General features: G+C 43.5%; 24 protein-coding genes. 11 read left to right on the forward strand and 13 right to left on the reverse strand.

What is annotated here, in order from left to right:
- Window positions 1–132: 132 nt before the first annotated feature.
- The 3 genes from G511_RS0105005 to G511_RS0105015 all read left to right on the forward strand — a co-directional run bounded on the left by G511_RS0105005 (window position 133) and on the right by G511_RS0105015 (window position 2196).
- Window positions 133–1122, forward strand: coding sequence for a class 1 fructose-bisphosphatase (locus tag G511_RS0105005; RefSeq protein WP_028468661.1), 990 nt, complete (start codon window positions 133–135; stop codon window positions 1120–1122).
- Between the two features lie 91 nt (window positions 1123–1213).
- Window positions 1214–1747, forward strand: a complete 534-nt coding sequence (ppa, locus tag G511_RS0105010) for an inorganic diphosphatase (protein WP_028468662.1) — start codon at window positions 1214–1216, stop codon at window positions 1745–1747.
- Window positions 1748–1848: 101 nt separating this feature from the next.
- Complete coding sequence (locus tag G511_RS0105015) at window positions 1849–2196, forward strand: putative quinol monooxygenase (protein ID WP_028468663.1); 348 nt, start codon at window positions 1849–1851, stop codon at window positions 2194–2196.
- Window positions 2197–2244: 48 nt separating this feature from the next.
- On the opposite strand, the gene G511_RS0105020 is transcribed toward G511_RS0105015, so the two are convergent.
- Window positions 2245–3633 (reverse strand): DUF3422 domain-containing protein, encoded by a 1389-nt coding sequence (locus G511_RS0105020; RefSeq protein WP_028468664.1) that lies wholly within the window; start codon window positions 3631–3633, stop codon window positions 2245–2247.
- A 106-nt stretch (window positions 3634–3739) separates the two neighbouring features.
- On the opposite strand from G511_RS0105020, the gene G511_RS0105025 reads away from it, so the two are divergent.
- From G511_RS0105025 to G511_RS0105035, 3 genes are all read left to right on the forward strand, one after another.
- Window positions 3740–5428: a transporter substrate-binding domain-containing protein gene (locus G511_RS0105025; protein WP_036551288.1), complete on the forward strand. Its 1689-nt coding sequence runs from the start codon at window positions 3740–3742 to the stop codon at window positions 5426–5428.
- Entirely contained in the window at window positions 5428–6852 is a 1425-nt protein-coding gene (locus tag G511_RS0105030; protein ID WP_028468666.1) for a sigma-54-dependent transcriptional regulator, read from the forward strand. Before G511_RS0105025 ends, G511_RS0105030 begins: the two co-directional genes overlap by 1 nt.
- 206 nt (window positions 6853–7058) lie before the next feature.
- Window positions 7059–7826, forward strand: coding sequence for an undecaprenyl-diphosphate phosphatase (locus G511_RS0105035; RefSeq protein ID WP_028468667.1), 768 nt, complete (start codon window positions 7059–7061; stop codon window positions 7824–7826).
- A gap of 32 nt (window positions 7827–7858) precedes the next feature.
- Here G511_RS0105035 and G511_RS21845 read toward each other — a convergent pair whose 3' ends face one another.
- Window positions 7859–8803 carry a TSUP family transporter gene (locus G511_RS21845; RefSeq protein WP_245573816.1) on the reverse strand — a complete coding sequence of 315 codons (945 nt, stop codon included), beginning with the start codon at window positions 8801–8803 and terminating at the stop codon, window positions 7859–7861.
- A 278-nt stretch (window positions 8804–9081) separates the two neighbouring features.
- On the opposite strand from G511_RS21845, the gene G511_RS0105045 reads away from it, so the two are divergent.
- Together G511_RS0105045 and G511_RS21850 are read left to right on the forward strand one after the other, a co-directional pair.
- Window positions 9082–10512: an aspartate ammonia-lyase gene (locus G511_RS0105045; RefSeq protein ID WP_036551290.1), complete on the forward strand. Its 1431-nt coding sequence runs from the start codon at window positions 9082–9084 to the stop codon at window positions 10510–10512.
- Window positions 10513–10578: 66 nt separating this feature from the next.
- The gene (locus G511_RS21850; protein WP_051221578.1) at window positions 10579–11862 is read left to right on the forward strand and encodes a dicarboxylate/amino acid:cation symporter; all 1284 of its coding nucleotides are present in this window, start codon (window positions 10579–10581) and stop codon (window positions 11860–11862) included.
- Between the two features lie 44 nt (window positions 11863–11906).
- On the opposite strand, the gene G511_RS0105055 is transcribed toward G511_RS21850, so the two are convergent.
- Window positions 11907–12818 carry a LysR family transcriptional regulator gene (locus G511_RS0105055; protein WP_028468669.1) on the reverse strand — a complete coding sequence of 304 codons (912 nt, stop codon included), beginning with the start codon at window positions 12816–12818 and terminating at the stop codon, window positions 11907–11909.
- Window positions 12819–12956: 138 nt separating this feature from the next.
- Here G511_RS0105055 and G511_RS0105060 point away from each other — a divergent pair, with 138 nt between their 5' ends.
- On the forward strand, window positions 12957–14159 hold the full coding sequence (locus tag G511_RS0105060) for an NADH:flavin oxidoreductase/NADH oxidase family protein (RefSeq protein ID WP_028468670.1): 1203 nt from the start codon (window positions 12957–12959) through the stop codon (window positions 14157–14159).
- Here G511_RS0105060 and G511_RS0105065 read toward each other — a convergent pair.
- The 10 genes from G511_RS0105065 to G511_RS0105105 are packed head-to-tail and all read right to left on the reverse strand — an operon-like array spanning window position 14156 to window position 19434.
- Window positions 14156–14875 carry an SIMPL domain-containing protein gene (locus tag G511_RS0105065; RefSeq protein WP_028468671.1) on the reverse strand — a complete coding sequence of 240 codons (720 nt, stop codon included), beginning with the start codon at window positions 14873–14875 and terminating at the stop codon, window positions 14156–14158. The genes G511_RS0105060 and G511_RS0105065 overlap by 4 nt on opposite strands.
- 60 nt (window positions 14876–14935) lie before the next feature.
- Window positions 14936–15541: a uracil-DNA glycosylase family protein gene (locus tag G511_RS0105070; protein WP_028468672.1), complete on the reverse strand. Its 606-nt coding sequence runs from the start codon at window positions 15539–15541 to the stop codon at window positions 14936–14938.
- A 46-nt stretch (window positions 15542–15587) separates the two neighbouring features.
- Window positions 15588–16304: a glutathione S-transferase N-terminal domain-containing protein gene (locus tag G511_RS0105075; protein ID WP_028468673.1), complete on the reverse strand. Its 717-nt coding sequence runs from the start codon at window positions 16302–16304 to the stop codon at window positions 15588–15590.
- Window positions 16305–16344: 40 nt separating this feature from the next.
- A complete protein-coding gene (locus tag G511_RS0105080; RefSeq protein ID WP_028468674.1) occupies window positions 16345–16635 on the reverse strand; it encodes a hypothetical protein in 291 nt (96 codons plus the stop codon).
- Entirely contained in the window at window positions 16636–17067 is a 432-nt protein-coding gene (locus tag G511_RS21855) for a hypothetical protein (protein WP_028468675.1), read from the reverse strand.
- Window positions 17068–17114: 47 nt separating this feature from the next.
- Complete coding sequence (locus tag G511_RS21860; RefSeq protein WP_211224867.1) at window positions 17115–17729, reverse strand: metallophosphoesterase family protein; 615 nt, start codon at window positions 17727–17729, stop codon at window positions 17115–17117.
- A complete protein-coding gene (locus G511_RS24615) occupies window positions 17713–17880 on the reverse strand; it encodes a metallophosphoesterase family protein (RefSeq protein ID WP_211224868.1) in 168 nt (55 codons plus the stop codon). The genes G511_RS21860 and G511_RS24615 overlap by 17 nt, the downstream gene beginning before the upstream one ends.
- A 26-nt stretch (window positions 17881–17906) precedes the next feature.
- Window positions 17907–18242 carry a glutaredoxin family protein gene (locus G511_RS0105095; RefSeq protein ID WP_028468676.1) on the reverse strand — a complete coding sequence of 112 codons (336 nt, stop codon included), beginning with the start codon at window positions 18240–18242 and terminating at the stop codon, window positions 17907–17909.
- 3 nt (window positions 18243–18245) lie between these two features.
- Complete coding sequence (locus G511_RS0105100; protein WP_028468677.1) at window positions 18246–18941, reverse strand: pseudouridine synthase; 696 nt, start codon at window positions 18939–18941, stop codon at window positions 18246–18248.
- A complete protein-coding gene (locus tag G511_RS0105105; RefSeq protein WP_156905147.1) occupies window positions 18928–19434 on the reverse strand; it encodes a hypothetical protein in 507 nt (168 codons plus the stop codon). Before G511_RS0105105 ends, G511_RS0105100 begins: the two co-directional genes overlap by 14 nt.
- Window positions 19435–19639: 205 nt before the next feature.
- Between G511_RS0105105 and G511_RS0105110 the strand changes: the two genes are divergently transcribed.
- On the forward strand, window positions 19640–19981 hold the full coding sequence (locus tag G511_RS0105110; protein WP_028468679.1) for a thiamine-binding protein: 342 nt from the start codon (window positions 19640–19642) through the stop codon (window positions 19979–19981).
- 170 nt (window positions 19982–20151) lie between these two features.
- A complete protein-coding gene (locus G511_RS0105115) occupies window positions 20152–22098 on the forward strand; it encodes a TonB-dependent receptor domain-containing protein (RefSeq protein ID WP_051221580.1) in 1947 nt (648 codons plus the stop codon).
- Window positions 22099–22270 lie beyond the last annotated feature (172 nt).

Below are 22270 nucleotides of genomic sequence, written 5' to 3' on the forward strand. Positions count from 1 at the left end.
AATTATGAAAAAAGGGCGCGATTTATAAGCATTTTTTGAACTTCATCACATGATTTTCCCGTCTTAATCACGTAAAATTACTACAAAATTTGTTTCGCCCTTTTTTTCACACACTCAAAGGTATTATCCCCCATGCAACTGCTGAGCCAGTTTCTGAGACGCAACGACACTGACGAACAATTAATGGACCTGATTGCTACACTCATGGTCGCCTGTAAAGAGATCGCGTTACAACTGCGGGAAGGTGCATTAGCGGGAGTGCTCGGAACGACCGATATCACTAACGTTCAGGGCGAAACCCAGAAAAAACTGGACGTGATTTCCAATGAGATAATGAAAACAGTCTTGCTTAACCATTCATTGGTAGCCGGCGTCGCTTCTGAAGAAGAAAGCGAGTCAGTACCGGGTAACCCAGACGGTCGTTTTCTGGTCGTTTTTGATCCCCTAGATGGCTCTTCAAATATTGATATCAATGTATCTGTTGGTACTATTTTTTCTATTCTTGAAGCACCAAAAGACCAAGACTACAGCACGGAACATCCCTACCTTCAAAGCGGCCGTAAACAGGTCGCTGCGGGTTATGTTTTGTATGGCCCTTCCGCTGTATTGGTATTAACAACCGGCAAAGGCGTTAACATGTTTACCATGTCGCATACCGGTGACTTCTTACTAACACGCGAAAACGTTATGATTCCTGAAGAAACGCGTGAGTTTGCCATCAATATGTCAAACCATCGCTTCTGGGAACCCGCCATGCGTAACTACGTAGATGACCTACTACTCGGTGCTGATGGTCCGCGTGAGAAAAACTACAACATGCGCTGGGTTGCTGCGATGGTAGCTGAAGTTCACCGCGTTCTTACTCGCGGCGGTATCTTCACTTATCCTTGGGATGCTCGCTCGCCTAAGAAACCGGGTAAATTGCGTCTAATGTACGAAGGCAACCCAATGAGCATGCTGATTGAGCAAGCTGGCGGATTAGCGACAAACTGCTACTCCGACATCATGGATGTTGAACCCGATGACATTCATGAACGTGTTTCTGTTTCATTAGGTTCGCGCAAAGAAGTGGAAGCGCTAATGGAATATCACGCACGAGTAGAAAGCACAAAAGAGGCATAAATCGTCTGATAGTCGTATACAAACTAACGTGTACGACTCTTATAATGTCTGAATCCAATTTTTTTTATTCTTCAGAACAGGAAGGGAACGCATGAGCTTTGCAAAAGTGCCTGCTGGTAAAGATCTACCGAACGACATCTACGTGATCATCGAGATCCCGGCGGAAAGCTCCCCGGTAAAGTACGAGATCGAGAAAGAAGAAGACGCGATCTTCGTTGACCGTTTCATGGCAGCACCTATGTTTTACCCTGCTAACTATGGTTACATCAACAACACGCTTGCTGATGACGGCGATGCCGTTGACGTACTAGTGCTGACACCTTACCCAGTTATTCCGGGTTCTGTGATCCGCTGTCGTCCAATTGGCATTCTAAACATGACTGATGAAGCCGGTCAGGATGCTAAATTACTAGCAGTACCACATGACAAGCTAACAAAAATGTACAAAGATGTTAACGACATCAGCGACCTGCCTGAAATGACACTGGCTCGTATCAAGCACTTCTTCGAGAACTACAAAGGCCTGGAAGAAGGTAAATGGGTTAAGCTAGATGGTTGGGAAGGTGCTGACGCAGCACGTGCAGCTATCGTTGATGGCGTTAAAATGTACGAAGCAGCTAAATAAAAAGTAGTTCCTTTTTAAATAGCGTCACTGAAAAGCCTCCTTATTAATAATGGAGGCTTTTTTGTTCTCAGTGTTTATAGAAAATAAATAAGAGAAAGCATATGTCTAAAAAGGTTTATTGTACTGCACAGTTTTTACCTAAAGCAGGCAAAGAAGCAGAAGTTTTTGCCACACTGCAAGCACTCGAACCCAACGCACACCGTGAAGACGGCTGTATTCAATATACAGTCACCCGCCATATCGCCAGCCCATTTGCTGAAGGTGAAAGCTACCCGATTGCTTTTCATGAAATTTGGAGTGATACAGCAGCCTTTGAAGCGCATTGTCAGCGTAAAGAAATTGTTGAGTTTTTCGAAACCAACTGTGTCGCCGAAAACGGCCCTGTAGAAAAATGGAACGTCTGTGTTTATAGCGATGAGCCAGTCGACTTTGATGCACCAGTGCTATAAGCACTGGCTAAAACAGCGGATCACTCAAACAAACGCCTGAGTGTTCCGTTACTCGTCTGACTTAAACTCTTTAGTGACTCTGCGCACATACCACCAAACACCTAACACGACAGCCGGTAGCGAATAGACCAAGCCATTGGTTGCCATCTCTTCTGTTTTACCTGAAGTAAGGTAATGAACGGTACGGTCGATTAAGTCAAATAAGTAATAAGTCACTACGATAATAGAAAACGTTTCCAATTTTGCTTGGAGTGTTAATTGACGCCTCGTCCGCTTATTCATCGAACTAAGCAGATCATGTACTTTTTGCTCAGTCGACAAATCAATTTTAGAGCGTAATAAATTACTGGCACGCGCAATACGCTGAGAGATACGATCTAGCCGCATAGATGCCGCTTTACACGTACGCATGGCAGGATCTACACGACGCTCAATAAACTGTTCAATCGTTTGTAGCCCCTCGATACGCGTTTCGTCCAATTCAGAAATACGCATTTTCACTACAGCATAATACGCCTCAGAGGCAGAGAAACGATGCGCGGTTTCTGCTGAAATTTCTTCTACTTTTGCTGCCATCACCATCAACGCTGATAATGCCTCTGGCTCCTCTCCAGCCTCAAGGTTGCTTAAATGGTTAGTGATAACAGATAGCTCATTCCCTAAATCTGTTATCTGTTTCATCGTTAAGCGCGCTGGTGATAAGCCCAGCAAAGCCACAGCACGATAAGTATCAATTTCACACAAGCGCTGAATCAATCGACCGCATTGAAAATCATGCAAATGATGATCGTGTAGCAAAATACAATTTAGACCAAACTCACCCTGCGCCTTAAAATCAGTCCACAAGGTGGCAGACTTTCGCATAACCTGCGATCCAATAGCCTGATTATCACCAAATACCCCGTCTAAAACTGGACCTTCATACAGAATAGCAACTTCTGCCTTTCCCTTAAAATCAGTCCACAATGTGGCTGCTTTTCGCATAATGTGCGAACCAATAGCCAGATTATCAGAAATAGAAACGGGATCTTCAGACAAACTAGCCTCATCTTCCTGCGGTGCTTTAACCAGTATTTGCACACCAGTAATAAGCTCACCGACAATCTGCTCACTCCAGTCTTGCGGGATTCCAGGTATAGACTGCTGCCAACTCTGTTCCTCACCACGATAGTAAAAGGTTAAGGTATAAAACTCGTTATGTGCTTCCCAGCGCAGTGATAACTGCCCCACATCTTGAAACCCAAAAGTAGCGCCTTCAGCCAGTGGGTTTGCACCACACACTTCATACAAAGCAGACACTGAATGTAGAATATCCTCTGTACTGTGTTCAGCATTCATCACTGCAAAATGCATCACTTTTAGAGGAGAACTCAGCTGTTGAAAGGGACGCGCATGCACTTCATCGGCAATCTGTTGACGCTGCGGATGGGACTTCACCAATAACCTCCTAGAAGAAAAATGTAGGCACTGATATAACTGCTATCTATGAACCGTTACTCAATACCGCTATGATCACGACTAAAGTCTACACTATTTGGTCATTATGTATTTAAATCATAGACAGCCATTATGCCAACTACTGCTGCTGTTAGCATTCCTCAGCCCGTTTGCCAGTGCTCAAAACTTATCCCCTGATCAAACCGTGCTAATAGGCGGCGATTACAACTACCCTCCTTATGAATTTCTCGATGATGAAGGTAAGCCCAATGGATACAATGTCGAGCTAACACTCGCCATTGCAGAAGTAATGGGAATGAAAGTAGAGTTTATTTTTTCAGACTGGGCCCAAGTACGAGAATCTCTTAAAGAGGGTAATATCGACGCCTTACAAGGCATGGTGAACTCACCAGAGCGCCGTGAGACCTTTGACTTTAGCCCGCCACACGCCATTATTCACCAGTCTATTTTTGCACGACAAGGCACCCCACGTACCGCATCTCTGCAACAGCTAAAAGGCAAAGAAGTCATCGTACAAAAAAATGGCATTATGCATGATTACTTACTTCAAAATGATGTTGGCGCACAGCTCTTCACTGTCGAAACTCATGCCGATGCCTTACGCCAACTTGCGGCGGGTAAACATGACTATGCACTGGTTGCCAACCTACCAGGCTTATACCTTGGTAAAGAGTTAGGGCTCTCTAATATAATCCCGGTTGGCAAACCCTTCCAGGCACAACATTACGGATACGCCGTTCTGAAAGGTAACGAAGACTTGCTCGCCCAGTTTAGCGAAGGGTTAGCCATTCTTAAAAATACGGGCCGCCAACAACTTATTTATAATAAATGGCTCGGACCACTTCAGGAAAAGAGTCTTCCTTGGAAGCAACTGGGAAAACTTGCTGCATTTGTTTCTGCGCTGTTATTACTGATTCTTGGCGGTAGCATCATCTGGAATCGCATGCTGAAACGACAAGTCGATAAAAGAACAGCTGAGCTGGATATGCAGCAGCAACAGCTAATCCAAGCAGATAAAATGACTTCACTAGGAATTTTGGTCTCAGGTGTAGCACATGAAATAAACAACCCGACTGGGTTACTACTACTTAACATGCCCGTTATCCAAGAAGCATGGCAAGACTGTGAAGAGATACTTGAGCAGCATTATGAACAACACGGCGACTTTCTGCTTGGAGGCTTAGCCTATTCACAAATGCGCAACGAAATCCCTGTGCTAATGAGTGATATGCATGATGGCGCACGGCGCATAAAACGCACCGTTAATGACCTAAAAGATTTTTCCCGCCAAGAAAGTGAAGACATCTACGAAGCATTTGACCTTAACGAGGTAGTGACAACAGCTGTCAGGTTAGCCGAAAACTCTATTCACAACAGCACAGACAATTTCAGTAGCAACTACAGCGCCAAACTTCCGACTATCTATGGTAACGCCCAAAGAATTGAACAGGTTGTCATTAACTTGATTCTAAATGCCTGCCAAGCATTACATGAGCGTAGTAAAGCGATTGCTGTAAGAACTTATTTAATAAGTGAAACACAACAGATCTGTTTACAAATCAGCGATGAAGGCTGCGGTATCGAAGCACGTAATTTATCTCGTCTGCTCGATCCTTTTTTCACTACGCGACGTGAGCATGGTGGTACAGGGTTAGGTTTATCTGTTTCAAGTGGAATAGTACAAACACACGGCGGCACACTCCACTTTGATTCAATTCCGGCCCAAGGTACAACCGTTACCATGACATTGCCAATCAACGGAAAGAAAACATGATCAACCAAACGCTCTACCCAGAATTCGGCATACTACTGGTTGACGATGAAGCATCATTCCTACGTAGTTTAAGCATTACACTGGAACGCAATGGCGGCATTACTCATATTTACCGCTGCTGTGATAGCCGTAATGTTATGAACATTATTCAACAAGAATCGATTGGGCTGGTATTACTGGATCTCACCATGCCTCATATTTCAGGGCAACAACTTCTTCAAACAATGACCGAGCAACACCCTGATATTTCGGTCATTATTATCAGCGGTTTGAACCACGTTGAGTCTGCGGTTAAATGCTTACAACAAGGTGCATTTGATTACTTCGTAAAAACCAGTGAAGAAGGTCGTTTAATAGAAGGCATAAAACGCGCCATCCGTATGCAAGAGATGCGCAGAGAAAACCAAGCATTAGGCCAGCGCATCCTCAACAACAACCTTGAAAGCCCGCATGTCTTTGACCCAATCATTGGTTGTAGCAAGCAAATGCGTGCAGTCTTTCAATATCTTGAATCAGTAGCACCAAGTAATCAGCCGCTACTGATCTGCGGAGAAAGCGGAACAGGTAAAGAGTTACTGGCTAAAGCAGCACATCAGCTGAGTAACCGTGCAGGGCCACTGGTGTCTGTTAATGTTGCAGGGCTAGATGATAATGTTTTTGCTGATACTTTATTTGGCCACCAGCGTGGCGCTTTTACCGGTGCCGAACGCAGCCGTGCAGGGTTAATAGAAGAGGCCGCCGGAGGTACACTGTTTCTCGATGAGATTGGAGATCTCAGTATGGCCTCGCAAGTAAAGTTGCTGCGTCTATTACAAGAAGGCGAATACTATCCCTTAGGCAGTGATCGCCCGAAAAGAATCCGTGCGCGTGTTATTGTCGCGACTCATCAAGAATTACAGCAACGCCAAGCAGAAGGCAGTTTTCGTCGCGACCTGTATTACCGCTTATGTACACATCAGATTCATATTCCACCCTTACGTCAACGCAAAGAAGATATCCCCTTACTGCTTGAGCACTTTTTAGCTCAAGCGGCACAAGAGATGAGTAAATCTGTACCTAGCTACCCTCCTGAGCTACCTGTTTTATTAAGTAACTATCATTTTCCCGGGAATATTCGTGAACTACGTGCACTTATTTTTGATGCACTAAGCCAACACCGCTCACACCTATTATCAATGGAAGTATTTCGCCAAGTAATAGGGCAAAACATTGAAATAACAGAACACCAAACGGAGCAATTAAACAACAGCCCACCCCACTTCAATGCTGAGGAGCCTTTACCAACACTAGCGCAGATGGATCGCCTGCTCGTTGAAGAAGCATTACGCCGTGCTAATAACAATCAGTCGTTGGCAGCACGACTACTGGGCATCTCACAGCCAGCCCTTAGTAAACGACTCAAAAAATCCCGACCAGTAGAGTAATATTACGGTCTAAAAATTTAGAGTTTTTAGACCTCCTTCCTCCAAAAACCACAATATGCGCGGTGTCCTCACTAACAATAAATATTCCAACTTGGAACCCCGACGAAACTGACAGCATTATTGATTTATATCCATGCTTAGAAGTAAAATATTACTCTTATCTACAGCACCTCACTTTATAAACCAACAAAAGTAAAAACCTATAAATGAACATATTTGACACGATAATACTAGGATGTATTGAAGGAGTTACTGAGTTTTTACCTATTTCCTCCACAGGGCATTTAATAGTTGCAAGTGAATTTTTAGGGTTAGAACAAAATGATACAAATAAAGCATTTGAAGTCATTATACAATTCGCAGCTATTTTAGCAGTTGTTTTAAATTACCCTTCGAAATTCACTTTCAAATATATAAATTTATGGACAAAAATCTTTATTGCATTTCTTCCAATTGCAGCCATTGGCTTTTTATTTTCTACACAAGTAAAAGCAATGTTTTCGGTGGAGATAGTCGCCTATATGTTCATTATTGGCGGAATAGTATTCATAACTGTAGAAAAATTTTATAACGAGAAAAGAAAACATACCCTGTGTGTTGAAGATGTCACCTATAAACAAGCGGCATGGATTGGTCTTGCTCAAGTATTCGCATTAATTCCAGGAACGTCAAGAGCGGGATCTAGTATTATTGGTTCAATGCTTGTGGGCCTGAATAGAAAAGCCAGTGCAGAATTTTCATTTCTTTTAGCTTTTCCTGTCATGTGTGCAACAACAGCATATGATTTATTAAAACATCATGAAACACTTCTTACAGATGAAAATTTATTTAATCTATCAATTGGTTTTATTGTATCTTTTATTGTCGCGTTCTTAGCGATAAAACTGTTTATTAAATTTTTAGAAAACTTTACTTTTGTTGCTTTTGGTATTTATAGAATAATTTTTGGTATTCTTCTGCTTATTATTTATTAACATATTATATTTAGGCTATTTGGTTGCTCTTTTCAGTTCAAGTAACCTAATAGCTGCCAAAATGACTGAATATCACCTTGTTGATACTGGTCAAAAAGTAACTTGGCTGACATCACCAGCGTAACAATAACAATTAAAGGGCGCACTAAACTCACACCTTTGCTCACCACCATTCGCGCGCCGAGTTGACCACCTACCAGCTGACCCACAGCCATTATAAACCCCGCTATCCAGATAATATTGCCACACATAGCAAAGAAAATAAGCGAAGCAATGTTAGATGTGAAGTTCAATATTTTTGTATGCGCTGTGGCACGAGCCATACTGAAACCCAGTAAAGAAACAAAGGCCACCGCAAAAAAAGTGCCTGTACCTGGGCCAAAAAAACCATCATAAAAACCAATCGCGAAGGTAAATACAAACGCAAATAGTGCATTACCAATTTTTCTATCTCGGTCTTCATCACCCATTCGTTTAGAAAACATAAAGTACAACGCAATTAACACCAGTAATACCGGCATAACGGCTGACAACAAACTGGCATCCAGTTGCTGTACCAGTAGCGTGCCGACTACCGCTCCCACAAAGGTACAGGCGATCATTAGTTTCATTTCTGATAGATCAACCAGTTTTTTACGCACGAAGTAAACGGACGCCGCCAAAGTACCGAAGCTTCCTTGTAGTTTATTCGTCGCCAACGCCTCTACTGGGCTCATACCGGTCGCCAATAACACGGGCAGTGTAATAAGGCCTCCACCTCCAGCAATAGCGTCAATCATACCAGCACCAAAGCCCGTTAAGATCAATACAATGATGAGCGTTATATCTAGTTCCATCGTCATTCCCTTATCCAAGAGCCCGCACTCTACCAGCCAAACACCTGTCACTAACAGAGAAACCCACGCAAACAATCTATAACCATTAGGAATAGGTAAGCTTTGTACATACTGATACATCGACTTTCTGTAAGCATCCACTCATAAGCATCCCCTTATAACAAAAGTTATAACCATAACGCCTGTTATACCTACTCGTATCCCGCACCAGCACTGCTCTACAGCTCAATAGTAGCGATGATTTACCTTTCACCCTATAACTAAAGTTATAACGATTTGTATCAAATAAACTCAATAAAAAAACCATAAAACTCTTTAGAAACAACAATTTAAATAAACACAAAGCAACTGGCATCAGACTTGCTCTATTAATAAGCACGGTAATCAACAACTAATAATAAAAAGAGCTATTCATACTCATGACGCACTCAGTCTCAGCAGCGGCCGCTATTACAACCGCCACACGCACAGAGAAAGATCTACTCGGTGAAGCCGATATTCCAGCAACAGCGTATTACGGAATACAAACCTGGCGAGCACAGCAAAATTTTGACTTAAGCGGAGTAACACTGAACCACTTCCCTCAACTGGTTCGCGCGTTGGGAATGGTCAAGCAAGCAGCAGGCCGTGCCAATCTTCAACTGGGTTACCTAGAACCTAGCCGGGCAAAGCCTATTGATACCGCTTGCCAACAGGTTATTGATGGAAAATATCACGACCAATTTATTGTCGATATGATTCAAGGCGGTGCCGGCACCTCAACCAATATGAACGCTAATGAGGTCATCGCTAACGTCGCTCTAGAATTGATGGAACACGATAAAGGCAGTTATCAACAGTTGCACCCCAACAATGACGTCAACATGTCTCAGTCTACCAATGATGCCTACCCTACCGCTGTACGAGTCGCTATTTTACTCAGCCACGCTGACCTAGTAACTGCTTTGCGCTCGTTACAACAGTCACTGGTTGTTAAAGCTAATGAGTTTTCTGATGTCATAAAGATGGGCCGTACACAGTTACAAGATGCCGTTCCTATGACCCTAGGTCAGGAGTTTCAGAGTTGGGCTTCCACACTAGGAGAAGATGTTGAACGTATTGCCGGTCTTGCTGAGCTACTGCATGAAATCAACCTTGGCGGTACAGCAATAGGAACCGGTATCAATGCAGATGAGCGCTACGGAAAATGCGCGGTGTCTCAACTTGCACGCATCAGCGGTTTTCCCTTGATCCAAGCCACAGACTTGATTGAAGCCAGCTCAGACATGGGCGCATTTGTATTGTTCTCAAGCATGCTAAAGCGGCTAGCTATCAAGCTCTCCAAAATTTCCAACGACTTGCGCCTGCTGAGCATGGGCCCACGGGCCGGATTAAACGAGATCAACTTGCCGCCACAGCAACCTGGCAGCTCAATTATGCCCGGAAAAATCAACCCGGTTATCCCTGAGGCAGTCAACCAAGTTGCCTACCAAGTTATGGGGAATGACCTAGCGGTATCTTTTGCAGCGGAAGCTGGCCAGTTGCAGCTCAACGCAATGGAACCTCTAATCGCCTACAACGTATTGGAATCAATCCGCCTACTAAGCAAAGCCATGCCAATGCTGCAGCACCGTTGCATTAGTGGCATTACCGCCAATGTTGAGGTCTGTCGAGCACAAGTAGATAACAGCATTGGTGTGGTTACGGCTCTGAACCCACATATCGGATATGAAAATGCCACACGGCTAGCCAAGGAAGCCCTTGCCAGTGGCCGCAGCGTAATCGACTTAGTACGTGAAGAACAACTTCTCTCTAACGAGCAATTACACGACATCCTTAAACCAGAAAACATGATTCGTCCGGGGCGCTAGTAAAGCGTTCTAAAAAACTGAATGAAAGCTAAAAAACAACGATAAAAAACTATTAGAGGCTTATTTATGTCTACTACAACAGCACAACAAAGCGGAGGCTGGAGCAATCTAGCACTATGGAAAAAAATTCTTATCGGCATGGTCGCCGGTATCATTGTCGGCGCCATCATGGGGCCTAATGCAGAGATGCTAAAACCCATCGGTACATTGTTTATCAATGCTATCAAGATGTTGATTGTTCCATTGGTGTTCTGCTCATTGGTCGTGGGTGTTACCGCGATGCAAGACAGCGCTAAAATGGGTCGCATGGGCATTAAATCAATTTTTATTTACCTACTAACGACAGCGGTTGCTATCACCATTGGTTTGGGCCTAGGTACGATTTTAGCCCCTGGTGATGGTCTTAATATGGTTGCTGACGCTAACGCCGTAGCGGTTGCTAAAGATGCACCTAACCTAGTCTCTACCATTATCAACCTGATCCCTAAAAACCCAATTGAAGCACTGGCTGGTGGTAAAATTCTCCAGATCATCGTCTTTGCTTTAGGTTTGGGAATCGCACTGAACATGATCGGCGAAAAAGGCGAACCTGCTATCAAGCTGTTTAACAGTCTTGCTGAAGCAATGTTCAAGCTAACTGAACTTGTTATGAAGTTTGCACCGTACGGTATCTTTGCGCTAATGGCTTGGGTAGCAGGAAAATACGGTATGGACGTTCTACTACCGCTATTTAAAGTGATTGGTGCCGTTTACATCGGCTGCATAATACACGTATTGGTGGTTTACAGCGGTGCAATTGCTTTTATCTCGCGCCTAAGCCCTGTTCAATATCTTAAAGGGATCGTTAACGCACAAATGATGGCGTTCTCCTCTACCAGCAGTTCAGGCACACTGCCTGTTAGTATTCGCTGCGCCCGTGAAAATTTAGGTGTTTCTAAAGGAACCGCCAGCTTTGTTCTACCATTAGGCGCAACGATTAATATGGACGGTACCGCTCTTTATCAAGGTGTTGCTGCTTTGTTTGTAGCTCAAGCTTTTGGTATTGATCTTAGCACTGGCGACTACCTCACCATCATTGCTACGGCAACGCTGGCCTCTGTGGGTACTGCGGGCGTACCTGGGGCGGGCTTAATCATGTTGTCACTGGTATTAACGACTGTTGGCTTACCAATGGAAGGACTCGCTATTATCGCGGGTATTGACCGTATTCTTGATATGGCACGTACCTCTGTTAACGTCTCTGGCGACCTTATGGTCTCTGTATTAATTGCCAAGTCCGAGGACGAGCTAGATGAGTCTATCTATAATTCAGTAGAACCTGTTACTGAGCAGGAAAGCGTTAAAGCTTAACGTTAGAAAGCTTAATAACTCAACGCACAATAAACAGCCCGCAATTATGTGGGCTGTTTAGCTTTAGTAATCATCTGTGCACACTTTTCTCTTAACATCTCTCTGAAAGCTATTACCGCAGGAGTGACTTGCTTTCTACTTGGACAAAGTAAGTAGAGTTCGACTGGGGGTGATTGAAAATCTGGAAATAGCTGTACCAGTTTGCCCGTGCATAAATCAGATGAGATATCTATCTGAGATCTATAAGCAATACCCTTCCCAGCAATAGCCCAGCGCTTAACAATATCAGTATCATTACTGATTCTGTTACTGCTTACTTTTATTCTGTGACTAGCTGAATTATTCGTATACTCCCAATAGTTAAAGAGACGACCATCAAGCCTGTATAGCAAACAATTATGCTGCCTTAAATCCTCTGGGTGTAAAGGTTCACCATAGCGTGATAGATAGGAAGGAGAAGTGCAGGTAATTCTGTTAATAGTCGCAATATGAAATGCCACCATAGTTGAGTCTTCTGGCTTCCCGTATCGAAGAGCTATATCCACCTGATCCAGAAAAAAATTAGACAGCGTATCACTCACATTAAGATCGATTGATAATGCGGGGTGTTTATCCATCATTTCATCCACCCAAGGAAACACTATATTGCGCCCTAAATCTGATGAAACCGAAAACCGTAACTCTCCACTAACCTTACCCTGCTGCTCATGTGTCGATGTGACACCTTGTTCAAGAGACTCTAATGCCTGACGGCAATGAAAAAGAAACTTCTCCCCTTGCGTGGTGATGCGTAATTGCCGAGTTGTTCTTATAAACAACTGAACATCTAGCTGCTTTTCTAGCCGCTTAAGCGCAGTACTCGCCGCAGGCGTGGTGATGCCCAGTTGTTTAGCTGATTCGGTTATGCTTCCAGTTTCAGCAATTCGAATGAACAAACTTAGATCTGAGGTATTCATTATTAAATATTTTTTAATAGTGTTTAATAAATTACTGTATTTTTAGTTTATCCAATATCATTAATAATGTCTTTACTATGCAGCGTAAAAGCAATTCAGTGCGCGAGGCATCAGCAATGTCATTCATGGGAAGGCGATATGATTGAAGCAAAAGATTCAAACCAGCTTTTTAGTCGCTCACTAGAGCTTCCTTGCGGAGCAGTGTTAAAAAACAGACTTGTAAAGTCAGCCATGTCAGACTCGCTTGCCGATGGAGAAGGCAGTCCAACTCAGGCACAAGTCCGACTCTATGAAAGGTGGACTGAAGGAGGAGTAGCCTTATCGATTATTGGTGAAGTACAAGCAGATCCACGTTTTCCTGAAAAACCCGGCAACCTAGTTTTAGGCAAGCACTCCAACCTTGAGATGCTGCGTAAACTAACCACGCGAGCTTCCATAAATGGCGCTCATATTTGGCCTCAGATAGGCCACGCTGGCGCTTTGTCACACGCCCCTATCAGCCTCCCTACTGGGCCGTCAGCACTTGAAATTGGAAGCTTTCAATGTGCAGGTATGTCGATTACTGAGGTCAAGCAGTTGCCAGACACCTATGCTAAAGCAGCGCTAATGGCGAAAGAGGTAGGCTTTACAGGTATTCAGATTCACGCGGGGCATGGCTTCTTACTTAGCCAGTTTTTATCCCCTTTATTCAATCATCGCAATGATCAGTATGGCGGTTCAATTGAAGCGAGATGTCGGATTATTGTCGAGGTGATCGATAAAGTTCGTCGTGCAGTGGGCACCTCATTCCCTATCGGAATTAAGATCAACTCAACTGATCAATTGGAAGGAGGTTTAACCCAAGACGATGCGCTAGAGGCTATTCGAATTCTAAACCAGACTTCGATTGACTTAATTGAGCTAAGTGGAGGTACCTATTTCCCAGGAGCAAAATCAAGTTCTGATAGCTCAGGTGCAGGGCCGTACTTTGTTGATTTCTCCAAAAAAGCACAGCAGGTAACTAGTATACCTATAGTCGTTACTGGGGGGTTCAAAACTCGTACACAAGCTATGGATTCACTTATAAGCGGTGCAGTTGATATGGTTGGCATAGCACGCGCGATGGTATTAAACCCTTCGCTTGCAAATGATTGGTTAACTAATACAGGTGCTGATCCAGTTTTTCCTAGATTTGAGACCGCGCCTTCAGGCGGGATAACAGCTTGGTACACCATGCGCTTGACAGCGTTAGGTAATGACGCTGAGAGCAGCTTCGCACTATGCTTACCTTCTGCTATTCGCCTTTATGAAGAACGTGATGAACTGCGTTGTCACAAGTGGAGAAAGAAGTTTTCATCTTAATCAGACAAATAATATTCCACTGTTGAAACCACACGAACCCGTTTTATATGTGGGTTATTCTTATCTCTGGCACTGATACTAAACTGCCCTTGGGAAGCACGTTTAATTTTTCCTAAAGCACTTTGTGAGTCGGTGGCAAATTTCTGCGCAACCTCACGCGCTTCGCGAGTTGCTTCTTCAACCATCTCAGGTTTTATTTCATTCAAGCGTGTAAAAATATACTCAGTTTGTGATTCGTAGTCGTTCGTATTAAAGACAATACCTTGCTTACCCAGTTGGGATAATGAGCTCATCACAGCACGTGCCGCTTCGATATTTTTAGAATAAACAGTGACGGTTTGAAAAGCGGTATATCGAAATGGAGCCCTATCGTTATTACCGTATTGCTGTGCTGATTTATCCGTAATATCGGGTGTTGCGACCGTTATTTCATTCGGAGCAATATTATTTTGTTCTAAAAATATACGAATGCTCTGAGTTTTAGCATCGATATCTTTATACAGGCTGCCAAGATCATTATCAGCAACGTTAAACTGTATCGGCCAAATAACAATATCGGCAGGATACTCCCTCTCAGAAAGCCCTTTTACCGTTACGCTACGGTCATATAGCTTATATTGAATGGCAGCATTGCCCAGCGTATAGCCCAGAACAGCTAACCCTAGAAATATGAAAATACCTAACAGTGCTGCACTACTCTTATGACTGACTGACACTAGACTTTCTCCAGTTCATTTATCTTTAAAATGTTGTATTGAATACAGATACTAAACCTATCAGATAGAGTTGTTAACACTCGTCTCTTTTCCTAATACCTCTGCTACTCGTAAACGCAAACGAGGAACCAGGGTCTCGTCAAACCATGGATTTTTACTCAACCAAATATTATTTCTTGGGCTTGGATGCGGTAGAGGAACCACTGCAGGCCAGTATGATTGCCATGCTTGCACAGTAGCGGTCAGCGAGGCAGGTTTCTTTTCAAGGTGGTATTTTTGAGCATATTGGCCCACCAGAAGTGTGACTTCTATGTGCGTTAGATGCGCCAGTAGCTTTTCTCGCCATGCAGGTGCACATTCAGCGCGAGGGGCAAGATCACCAGACTTGCCAGTACCAGGAAAGCAAAAGCCCATTGGCAAAATGGCTATCTTCTCAGGATCATAAAAAACGTCTTTGGTAACCCCTAACCACTCTCGTAGCCGATCGCCACTGGCATCATCAAAAGGGACACCCGACTCGTGCACTTTTCTGCCGGGTGCTTGGCCAACAATCAATACCTTCGCTTGAGGGCTTATCTGTAAGACGGGGCGAACGCCGTGCTCTAAATGTTCCGCACAAAGCGTACATGAGCGTACTTGCGTTAATAAAAACTCAAATGATGTCATTCATCATCCCTCTAAAAACAGCGCTAAGCCATGCGCATAATCTAGATTACTCTTCAGGGATAAGCAGGCCACGCTGCACAGCCGGACGTTCCAAGAAAGCAGCTAAGGCTCGGTTAACATGAGGGAAATCATTAATCCCGACGAGGTCACCGGTATCGTAAAAGCTAACCAAGTTACGTATCCAAGGGAAAGTTGCTATATCCACAATCGAATACTCATCACCCAGCATCCAAACATTATCCGCTAGCCTTTGATTAAGCACGCCAAGCAAACGCCGCGACTCACTGATATAACGGTCACGAGGGCGTTTATCTTCAAAATCTTTGCCTGCAAACTTATTAAAAAAACCTACCTGCCCAAACATAGGACCAATGCCACCTACCTGAAACATTAGCCACTGCATCGCCTCTGCCCGCTCATGAGGGTTGTCAGGCATTAGTTGCCCCGACTTATCGGCGAGGTAAATCAAGATAGCGACCGACTCAAACAACGCCAGAGGCTTATCCGACGGGCCATTAGGGTCAATAATTGCCGGGATCTTATTATTAGGATTGAGCGATAAAAATTCAGGTGAGTTTTGATCATTACTAGAGAAATTCACACGATGAGCTTCATAAGGCTCGCCAATCTCTTCAAGCATAATGGAGACTTTCACTCCATTAGGTGTAGGCAGTGAGTAAAGCTGTAAGCGTTCAGGATAATTCGCTGGCCATTTAGTCGTAATTTCAAAGTGACTGAGATCTGCTGCGAGTAAATCGGACATTACATAACCCTTATGAGTGAACCTTGTTAGAAGGTAAGCACTAATTAGTTGATAAGGCGGTTTCAGAGCCGGCCAACAAACCAAGACCCTCGGGCGAGGGTGGCGGGCAATACCTAGCGCTAATAGCTTCAGCTACCTCATGAGTAGCTGGCGTAAAATATAGTTTAACTTCGCAATGCAGTCGCCCTTCTGCCTCATGGCGAACATAGACAGCCATATCGTCAGGAGAACCTGCCTTTTTATAGGCAGCTAGAAACAGCATCTGAATATGCTCTAGCGCCTCAGCAGCTAACATGGCATCACCTAGATTTTTTACTCGCCAAGCAAACACTTACTGACTCATACCTTGAGCTTTAACACGAACATGCCCATTTTTGGCGTCCTTAAGGTCAACTTTCAAGCGTTTCTCGGTCCAACCATGAACCTTGTCATGTGCTTCTATATACACTGTGGTGACCCCCTCTGGGACAAGAACACTGTTTATTCCACGTGTAAAGGGCTGCTCATCAACATGGGGATGAAATAGCACGCGATCACCCAGAACATTGCCATCTACATCAACCACACGCCAGTTATCCGCATAATGGTCCCAACCGGAATCATCATGTTTTAGCGTGACATTAACCGCCCAATGGTTACTACCCGCACTGCGAAAATCCGCCATGAGAATGCTAACTTCACCGGCAGCGGCAAAATTCATGACAGCGAATAGCCCGCAACCAATCAGGTTAGCTAACCATTTTGTGTAATTATTCCTTAACATACATCGCCTCAGACTGTTTTTGAGTATCTAGCTTACTCATGCTTTACCTAGACTAACTCTGCAATAAAGTTAGGATCAAAGTGGAGGTTTTCATTGATTCCTGCCTCTGCATAACCACGCGGGTTACAAACAACACGTGTTCCTTTAATTGAGTAATCAAAACTATCATGAGTGTGTCCGTGTACCCATAATGTCACGCGATCACCACCAAGCAACCATTCAGCCTCAGAAACAAAACAAGCATTCAACGGCGAATCAGCAAAGCGCGGATGAATACTCTTAGACGAAGGCGAGTGATGTGTAATTACGACCGTTGATCCCAAAAATGGTTCTGCTAATTTGCTTTCAAGCCAGCGGGAATGATCGTTAAATTGCGAAACAGAGTCTTGCGGTGTAAATAACTCTCCGCTCTTATCATCAGCCGTTATCCGGCTGAAATCCCTGATTACCTGCATGGCCGTATCAATAGCAAGGTCACGCTGCTTTCCTGACTCACCGAACAACAAGAAGTCGGTCCATAACGTTGTTCCAAGAAAACGCACACCTTCTACTTCTAAAGCGGCATCGCATAGAACATGTACATTGCTATGAAGAGACAACTGCTTAAGCTCATGAATAGTAGCCGCAATACTACTACCATAAAACTCATGGTTGCCTGGCACGTAGAGACAGGCTTGGGAATTTTTTAGCCCACTGTATAGCCTCTTTAGGACGAGCAATATCTCCGGCAAGCACCACTATATCGGCTTCCGTTACAGGGACCTCAAATGGGCTGGCACTTAAATGTAGATCTGAAAGAATATGTAACTTCATAAGTGTAAGCCTTGCAATAAAAGGCCTTACCTCTCGTCTATTAACGCCAAAACTGTCGATCGATTAAAACCTTTTAACACTTCACCATTGATAAGAATAATAGGCACACCACCACCTCCTAACCGCTTGTACTGAGCATTCCCCTCCTCTGAATTTTCAATATCATACTCAAAGTAAGAGATCCCTTTTTCATCAAATAGTTCGCGTGCTTTTTTACAAAATGGGCACCATTGTGTCGAATACAGTACAGCGGTCTCTTCATGCACAGATGAAAAGTCAGGAGGAGGACTAAAAACATTGCGAATATCGCGCCACTCATTTACAACAATAATGGCTAAAACAACAATAAAAAATTTCTTCATGCTTCACACTTCATTTTGAAAACTCTGTATTTCATTTGCTGTTAAAAAACGCCATGTACCGTGATCAATATCTAGGCTTACATTGCCAATTTTTTCTCGATGAAGTCCTACAACCCGATTACCAACAGCTGCAAACATACGCTTAACTTGATGAAACTTACCTTCGGTAATGGTTAATAGCACCTCTCTAGGATTCACAATATCAAGTATCGCAGGCATGGTTAACGATGCTTCACCTTGCAACTGAACTCCGTGTAAAAAGCGAGTGATCACGTCATCATTAACATCATCACGCAAATGAACACGATATACTTTTGCACACTGTTTTTTTGGCGTAATTATATTGTAAGACCAACGCCCATCATCTGTTACCAATACCAACCCTGTGGTATCGGCATCTAAACGCCCGACAAAATGAAGGTCATTCGACTTCTTTACATCCAAATAATTCAATAGCGAGGGGTAAGCTTCATCTACATTAGAGCAAATTGTGTCTAATGGTTTGTGTATCATAATATAGCGTGACGCACGTGCCGTTAAGGTCTTTCCATGTAGAGTAATTCTATTATTTTCATGAACTTGAGTTGCCTCGTTTGTAATAACGTCACCATTAACCAAAACAACACCAGAACGCAGTAAGCTTGTTACTTCAGTTCTTGTTAGCTCAGTGCTTTTACAAATAAATTTATCGAGGCGCATAGATTTCCTTTCCATCACGGGCTTTGACCACTCTAATTTTTGGATTAGAGGTTAAGATTTTCTGCGCCGTTTGAATAGGGATGTTAGCCTCTCTTGCTACACCGGATGCTGTACGGTATTTGTATTTAGGGTTGGCTAACCCTACATGAAGCACCTTGTCTATATCGTCATCGGTCGGCTCTGGACCTTCATTAACCGGTTCTATTTGCACATCATCCGTGGTTATTTTTGCCAAACGCTCTTCAAGTAAGTCGATACGCTCTTTTATGGGATCGATATCTTGGTCAACATTATCCGCCAGATCATTTAATTCGATTGAGCGATCCCCCCATGTTATCTTCACATTTGAACGATCCACCAGCGCCTTTAACTGATCCTTCATCATGAAAATCAGAAACACGACGATAAGAAATAATAGAAATGGCCAATCGATAAGTTTTAAAACCAATTGATCCCAAGGAAAGGTGGATTGAGCTTGTGCAACGTGTTCCATGATTACCTCCACTTTCTGGCCTACCCAGAAAAAGCAGTCAATCTGCATAGTGCTTAATGTACTTACACCTTTTACTGTAACCCAGACGGTGCTTGATGTCAGAAAGATCTCCTACATCGCGGTAAGTGGAATATTGAGACGAGAGCAAAAAACCTTTATACATAGACGCAACAAACTCACAGCACATCATCATAAGAAAACACATATGTCAGAATCTAATACACCAAACAATGAAGTATTTTTAGCTTTCCAAGTCATCCCTCGATTAAAGGAAGGAAACAACTTTGAAGTAGTCGATAAAGCAATAGCCGTAGTCAAAGCCGCAGGTGTGTCTTTTCAAGTAGGCGCCATGGAAACAACAATGAAAGGTGAATTGAATCAACTCTTGGATATTGTAAAAGCAGCACAGCAAGCTTGTTATGACGCCGGCGCTTTAGAGGTTATTACCAACATCAAAATTCACAGCAAAACGCCTGCTGCTACAGACACCTTTTGCACCTATGACCGAGGTGTCACGGCAGCTAATCACATGTTTGTGGATAAATGACTACCACTAAATAAACACCTATATTTTTGCTGAGCTTACATTTCCCCGATTTAGTTTGAATAAGTGGCGTGAAATGTAAGAAATGTAAGAAATGTAAAATTCGTTCATATAAACGCAAAAGCAAACGATAATTATTTTCATTAACGATAGGTTTTTTGGAGATAATGTAAATGTACCACTCAGGTTTTGATGCTAGGCAAGGAGTGTCTTGGAAAAAAAACACAATGTCTTTGGCTGTGGCTGCAATTGTTTTTGCTCAATCAGCAACAGTATTAGCTGAAGACAACAAGCTAACCATCACAGGGCAATCGAGCGCTGTTGATAGCATCATTAATCAAGACTCACTGGATAACTTTCAGGCAGCCGACCTAGAAGATGTATTCCAGCATAACCCTGATGTGAGTGTTGGAGGCGGTTTCAGTACTGGTCAGAAAATTTATGTCCGTGGTATTGAAGACACTAATTTGAATATCAGCATTGACGGTGCACAGCAAGCTGGCTACCTGTTCCACCATCAAGGACGGGTGAGTATAGAGCCTGAGTTATTGAAGCAAGTTGAAGTTCAGGCCGGAGCAGGCTTAGCGACAGATGGCCCTGGCGCACTAGGAGGTGCGATCCGATTTATTACTAAAGACCCTGAAGACCTACTACGTAAGGGTGAAAAGTTCGGTGGTTTAGTTAAGCTTGGTTACTTTGATAATAGCAACGGCGTTAAATTGCACAGCAGTCTGTTCGGTCGTCTCTCCGACGATATCTCCATCCTAGCCTCTCTGACTCAACAAGATGCAGGCAATACTGTTGATGGTGAAGGTAACGAACAAGGTAATACGAAATCTAAGATAAATAGCGGTTTGATCAAAGTTGTCGGACAGCTATCTGAAGATGAAACATTACGATTCAGTTATGACTTTCGCTATGACGATGGCACACGTAATGTCAGACCACATTTCATTACAGCAGGATGGAATCAAGCAAATAAACAAGAAAGCCATCGCGATACTGCTAACCTGCAGTACAACCTAAACCCAGCAGGCGATAAGGTCGACTTACAAGCAAACCTTTACTATACGAAGGCATATATTAGCCAGAAGCCATCAGGTAGTACCCGCGATGGCGCGGGAGTTAAATCTATCGGATTTGACTTACGTAATACTCAGCAGATAGATAATCACAGCCTGACATACGGTACAGATTTTCGTAGAGATACAGGTTATTACATCAATAGCTCAACACCGGGCTTTCAAGATGAAGTATTAAATGTTGCTGGACTCTATGCTCAGGACCAAATTGCTCTAACTGAGAAACTCACTCTAAATACAGGCCTTCGATACGATTACTACGATATTGATGACAATACCGGGCAGACTTTTAAGACTAAAGGGCTTAGCCCAAATATCGGTCTGAACTATGCAGTTAACCAAGCACTAGATATTCATGGAGGGTACGCACGCGCTTTGCGAGGAGTTAATGTTAAAGAAGCCTATCTATTGAACTTTGCGACCAATGATCCAAACCGTAAAGCTGAAAAAGCAGATAACTTTGAGCTGGGTTTTGATTACAGTAAAAACCGTATCAGCTTTGGTGCGACGGCCTATGTCAGTCATATTAATAATGCAGTGACCCGAGTTTCTCGCTCAGTTTATGGTAACGAAGGCGATGTAGAGAACAAAGGTGTAACCGCATACGTTGGCTACAACTGGGATAATACTGACCTACATTTAGGATACAGCTATAACCGTCCAGAAATTGACGGCAAACCGCTAGATGATGGAGATATGGCTATCGGTACGGCTGTTGGTGATACTCTGACTGCTTCTGTGACACATATGTTGCCTGAGAAAAACTTAGAATTTGGCTGGTCTTCTCAAGTGGTTCAACGCTTAACCGACGTACCCTCAGGTCGTAGTGAAAAAGCAGGCTACGCAGTACACGACGCCTACGCGAAGTGGTACCCACAAGGTAACGAAGACCTTGCTGTCACTTTGACGGTTAAAAACATGTTTGATAAGCAGTACCTTAGTCACGCAAGTTATGGTGTCAGTACTAGCAGTGGTCAGGTGATTGGTTTACCAGAAGCCGGCCGAGATATCCGCCTGACACTAGCAGCGCGTTTTTAACTATTGCGACAAAATGGAGGCAGCTCCCCTTCGCTGCTCTCCATTTTTCCTAGATCACAACCGTGACTATCTAGGCTCTAGTTTATCAATAGTACTGATTAGCTCTTCAAGCTTAAGCTCTTTAGACATTTTAAAAACACCTAAAAAGCATAGCTATCATGAACATAACCAA

Source organism: Neptunomonas japonica DSM 18939, from assembly GCF_000422765.1.
Lineage (GTDB): Bacteria > Pseudomonadota > Gammaproteobacteria > Pseudomonadales > Balneatricaceae > Neptunomonas > Neptunomonas japonica.

Bases quoted from the DNA above. Each gene is read 5' to 3' on its own strand.
- G511_RS0105005 (WP_028468661.1), top strand. From the start codon at position 133: ATGCAACTGCTGAGCCAGTTTCTGAGACGCAACGACACTGACGAACAA.
- ppa (WP_028468662.1), top strand. From the start codon at position 1,214: ATGAGCTTTGCAAAAGTGCCTGCTGGTAAAGATCTACCGAACGACATC.
- G511_RS0105015 (WP_028468663.1), top strand. From the start codon at position 1,849: ATGTCTAAAAAGGTTTATTGTACTGCACAGTTTTTACCTAAAGCAGGC.
- G511_RS0105025 (WP_036551288.1), top strand. From the start codon at position 3,740: ATGTATTTAAATCATAGACAGCCATTATGCCAACTACTGCTGCTGTTA.
- G511_RS0105035 (WP_028468667.1), top strand. From the start codon at position 7,059: ATGAACATATTTGACACGATAATACTAGGATGTATTGAAGGAGTTACT.
- G511_RS0105045 (WP_036551290.1), top strand. From the start codon at position 9,082: ATGACGCACTCAGTCTCAGCAGCGGCCGCTATTACAACCGCCACACGC.
- G511_RS21850 (WP_051221578.1), top strand. From the start codon at position 10,579: ATGTCTACTACAACAGCACAACAAAGCGGAGGCTGGAGCAATCTAGCA.
- G511_RS0105055 (WP_028468669.1), bottom strand. From the start codon at position 12,818: ATGAATACCTCAGATCTAAGTTTGTTCATTCGAATTGCTGAAACTGGA.
- G511_RS0105060 (WP_028468670.1), top strand. From the start codon at position 12,957: ATGATTGAAGCAAAAGATTCAAACCAGCTTTTTAGTCGCTCACTAGAG.
- G511_RS0105070 (WP_028468672.1), bottom strand. From the start codon at position 15,541: ATGACATCATTTGAGTTTTTATTAACGCAAGTACGCTCATGTACGCTT.
- G511_RS0105075 (WP_028468673.1), bottom strand. From the start codon at position 16,304: ATGTCCGATTTACTCGCAGCAGATCTCAGTCACTTTGAAATTACGACT.
- G511_RS21855 (WP_028468675.1), bottom strand. From the start codon at position 17,067: ATGTTAAGGAATAATTACACAAAATGGTTAGCTAACCTGATTGGTTGC.
- G511_RS24615 (WP_211224868.1), bottom strand. From the start codon at position 17,880: ATGAAGTTACATATTCTTTCAGATCTACATTTAAGTGCCAGCCCATTT.
- G511_RS0105095 (WP_028468676.1), bottom strand. From the start codon at position 18,242: ATGAAGAAATTTTTTATTGTTGTTTTAGCCATTATTGTTGTAAATGAG.
- G511_RS0105100 (WP_028468677.1), bottom strand. From the start codon at position 18,941: ATGCGCCTCGATAAATTTATTTGTAAAAGCACTGAGCTAACAAGAACT.
- G511_RS0105105 (WP_156905147.1), bottom strand. From the start codon at position 19,434: ATGGAACACGTTGCACAAGCTCAATCCACCTTTCCTTGGGATCAATTG.
- G511_RS0105110 (WP_028468679.1), top strand. From the start codon at position 19,640: ATGTCAGAATCTAATACACCAAACAATGAAGTATTTTTAGCTTTCCAA.
- G511_RS0105115 (WP_051221580.1), top strand. From the start codon at position 20,152: ATGTACCACTCAGGTTTTGATGCTAGGCAAGGAGTGTCTTGGAAAAAA.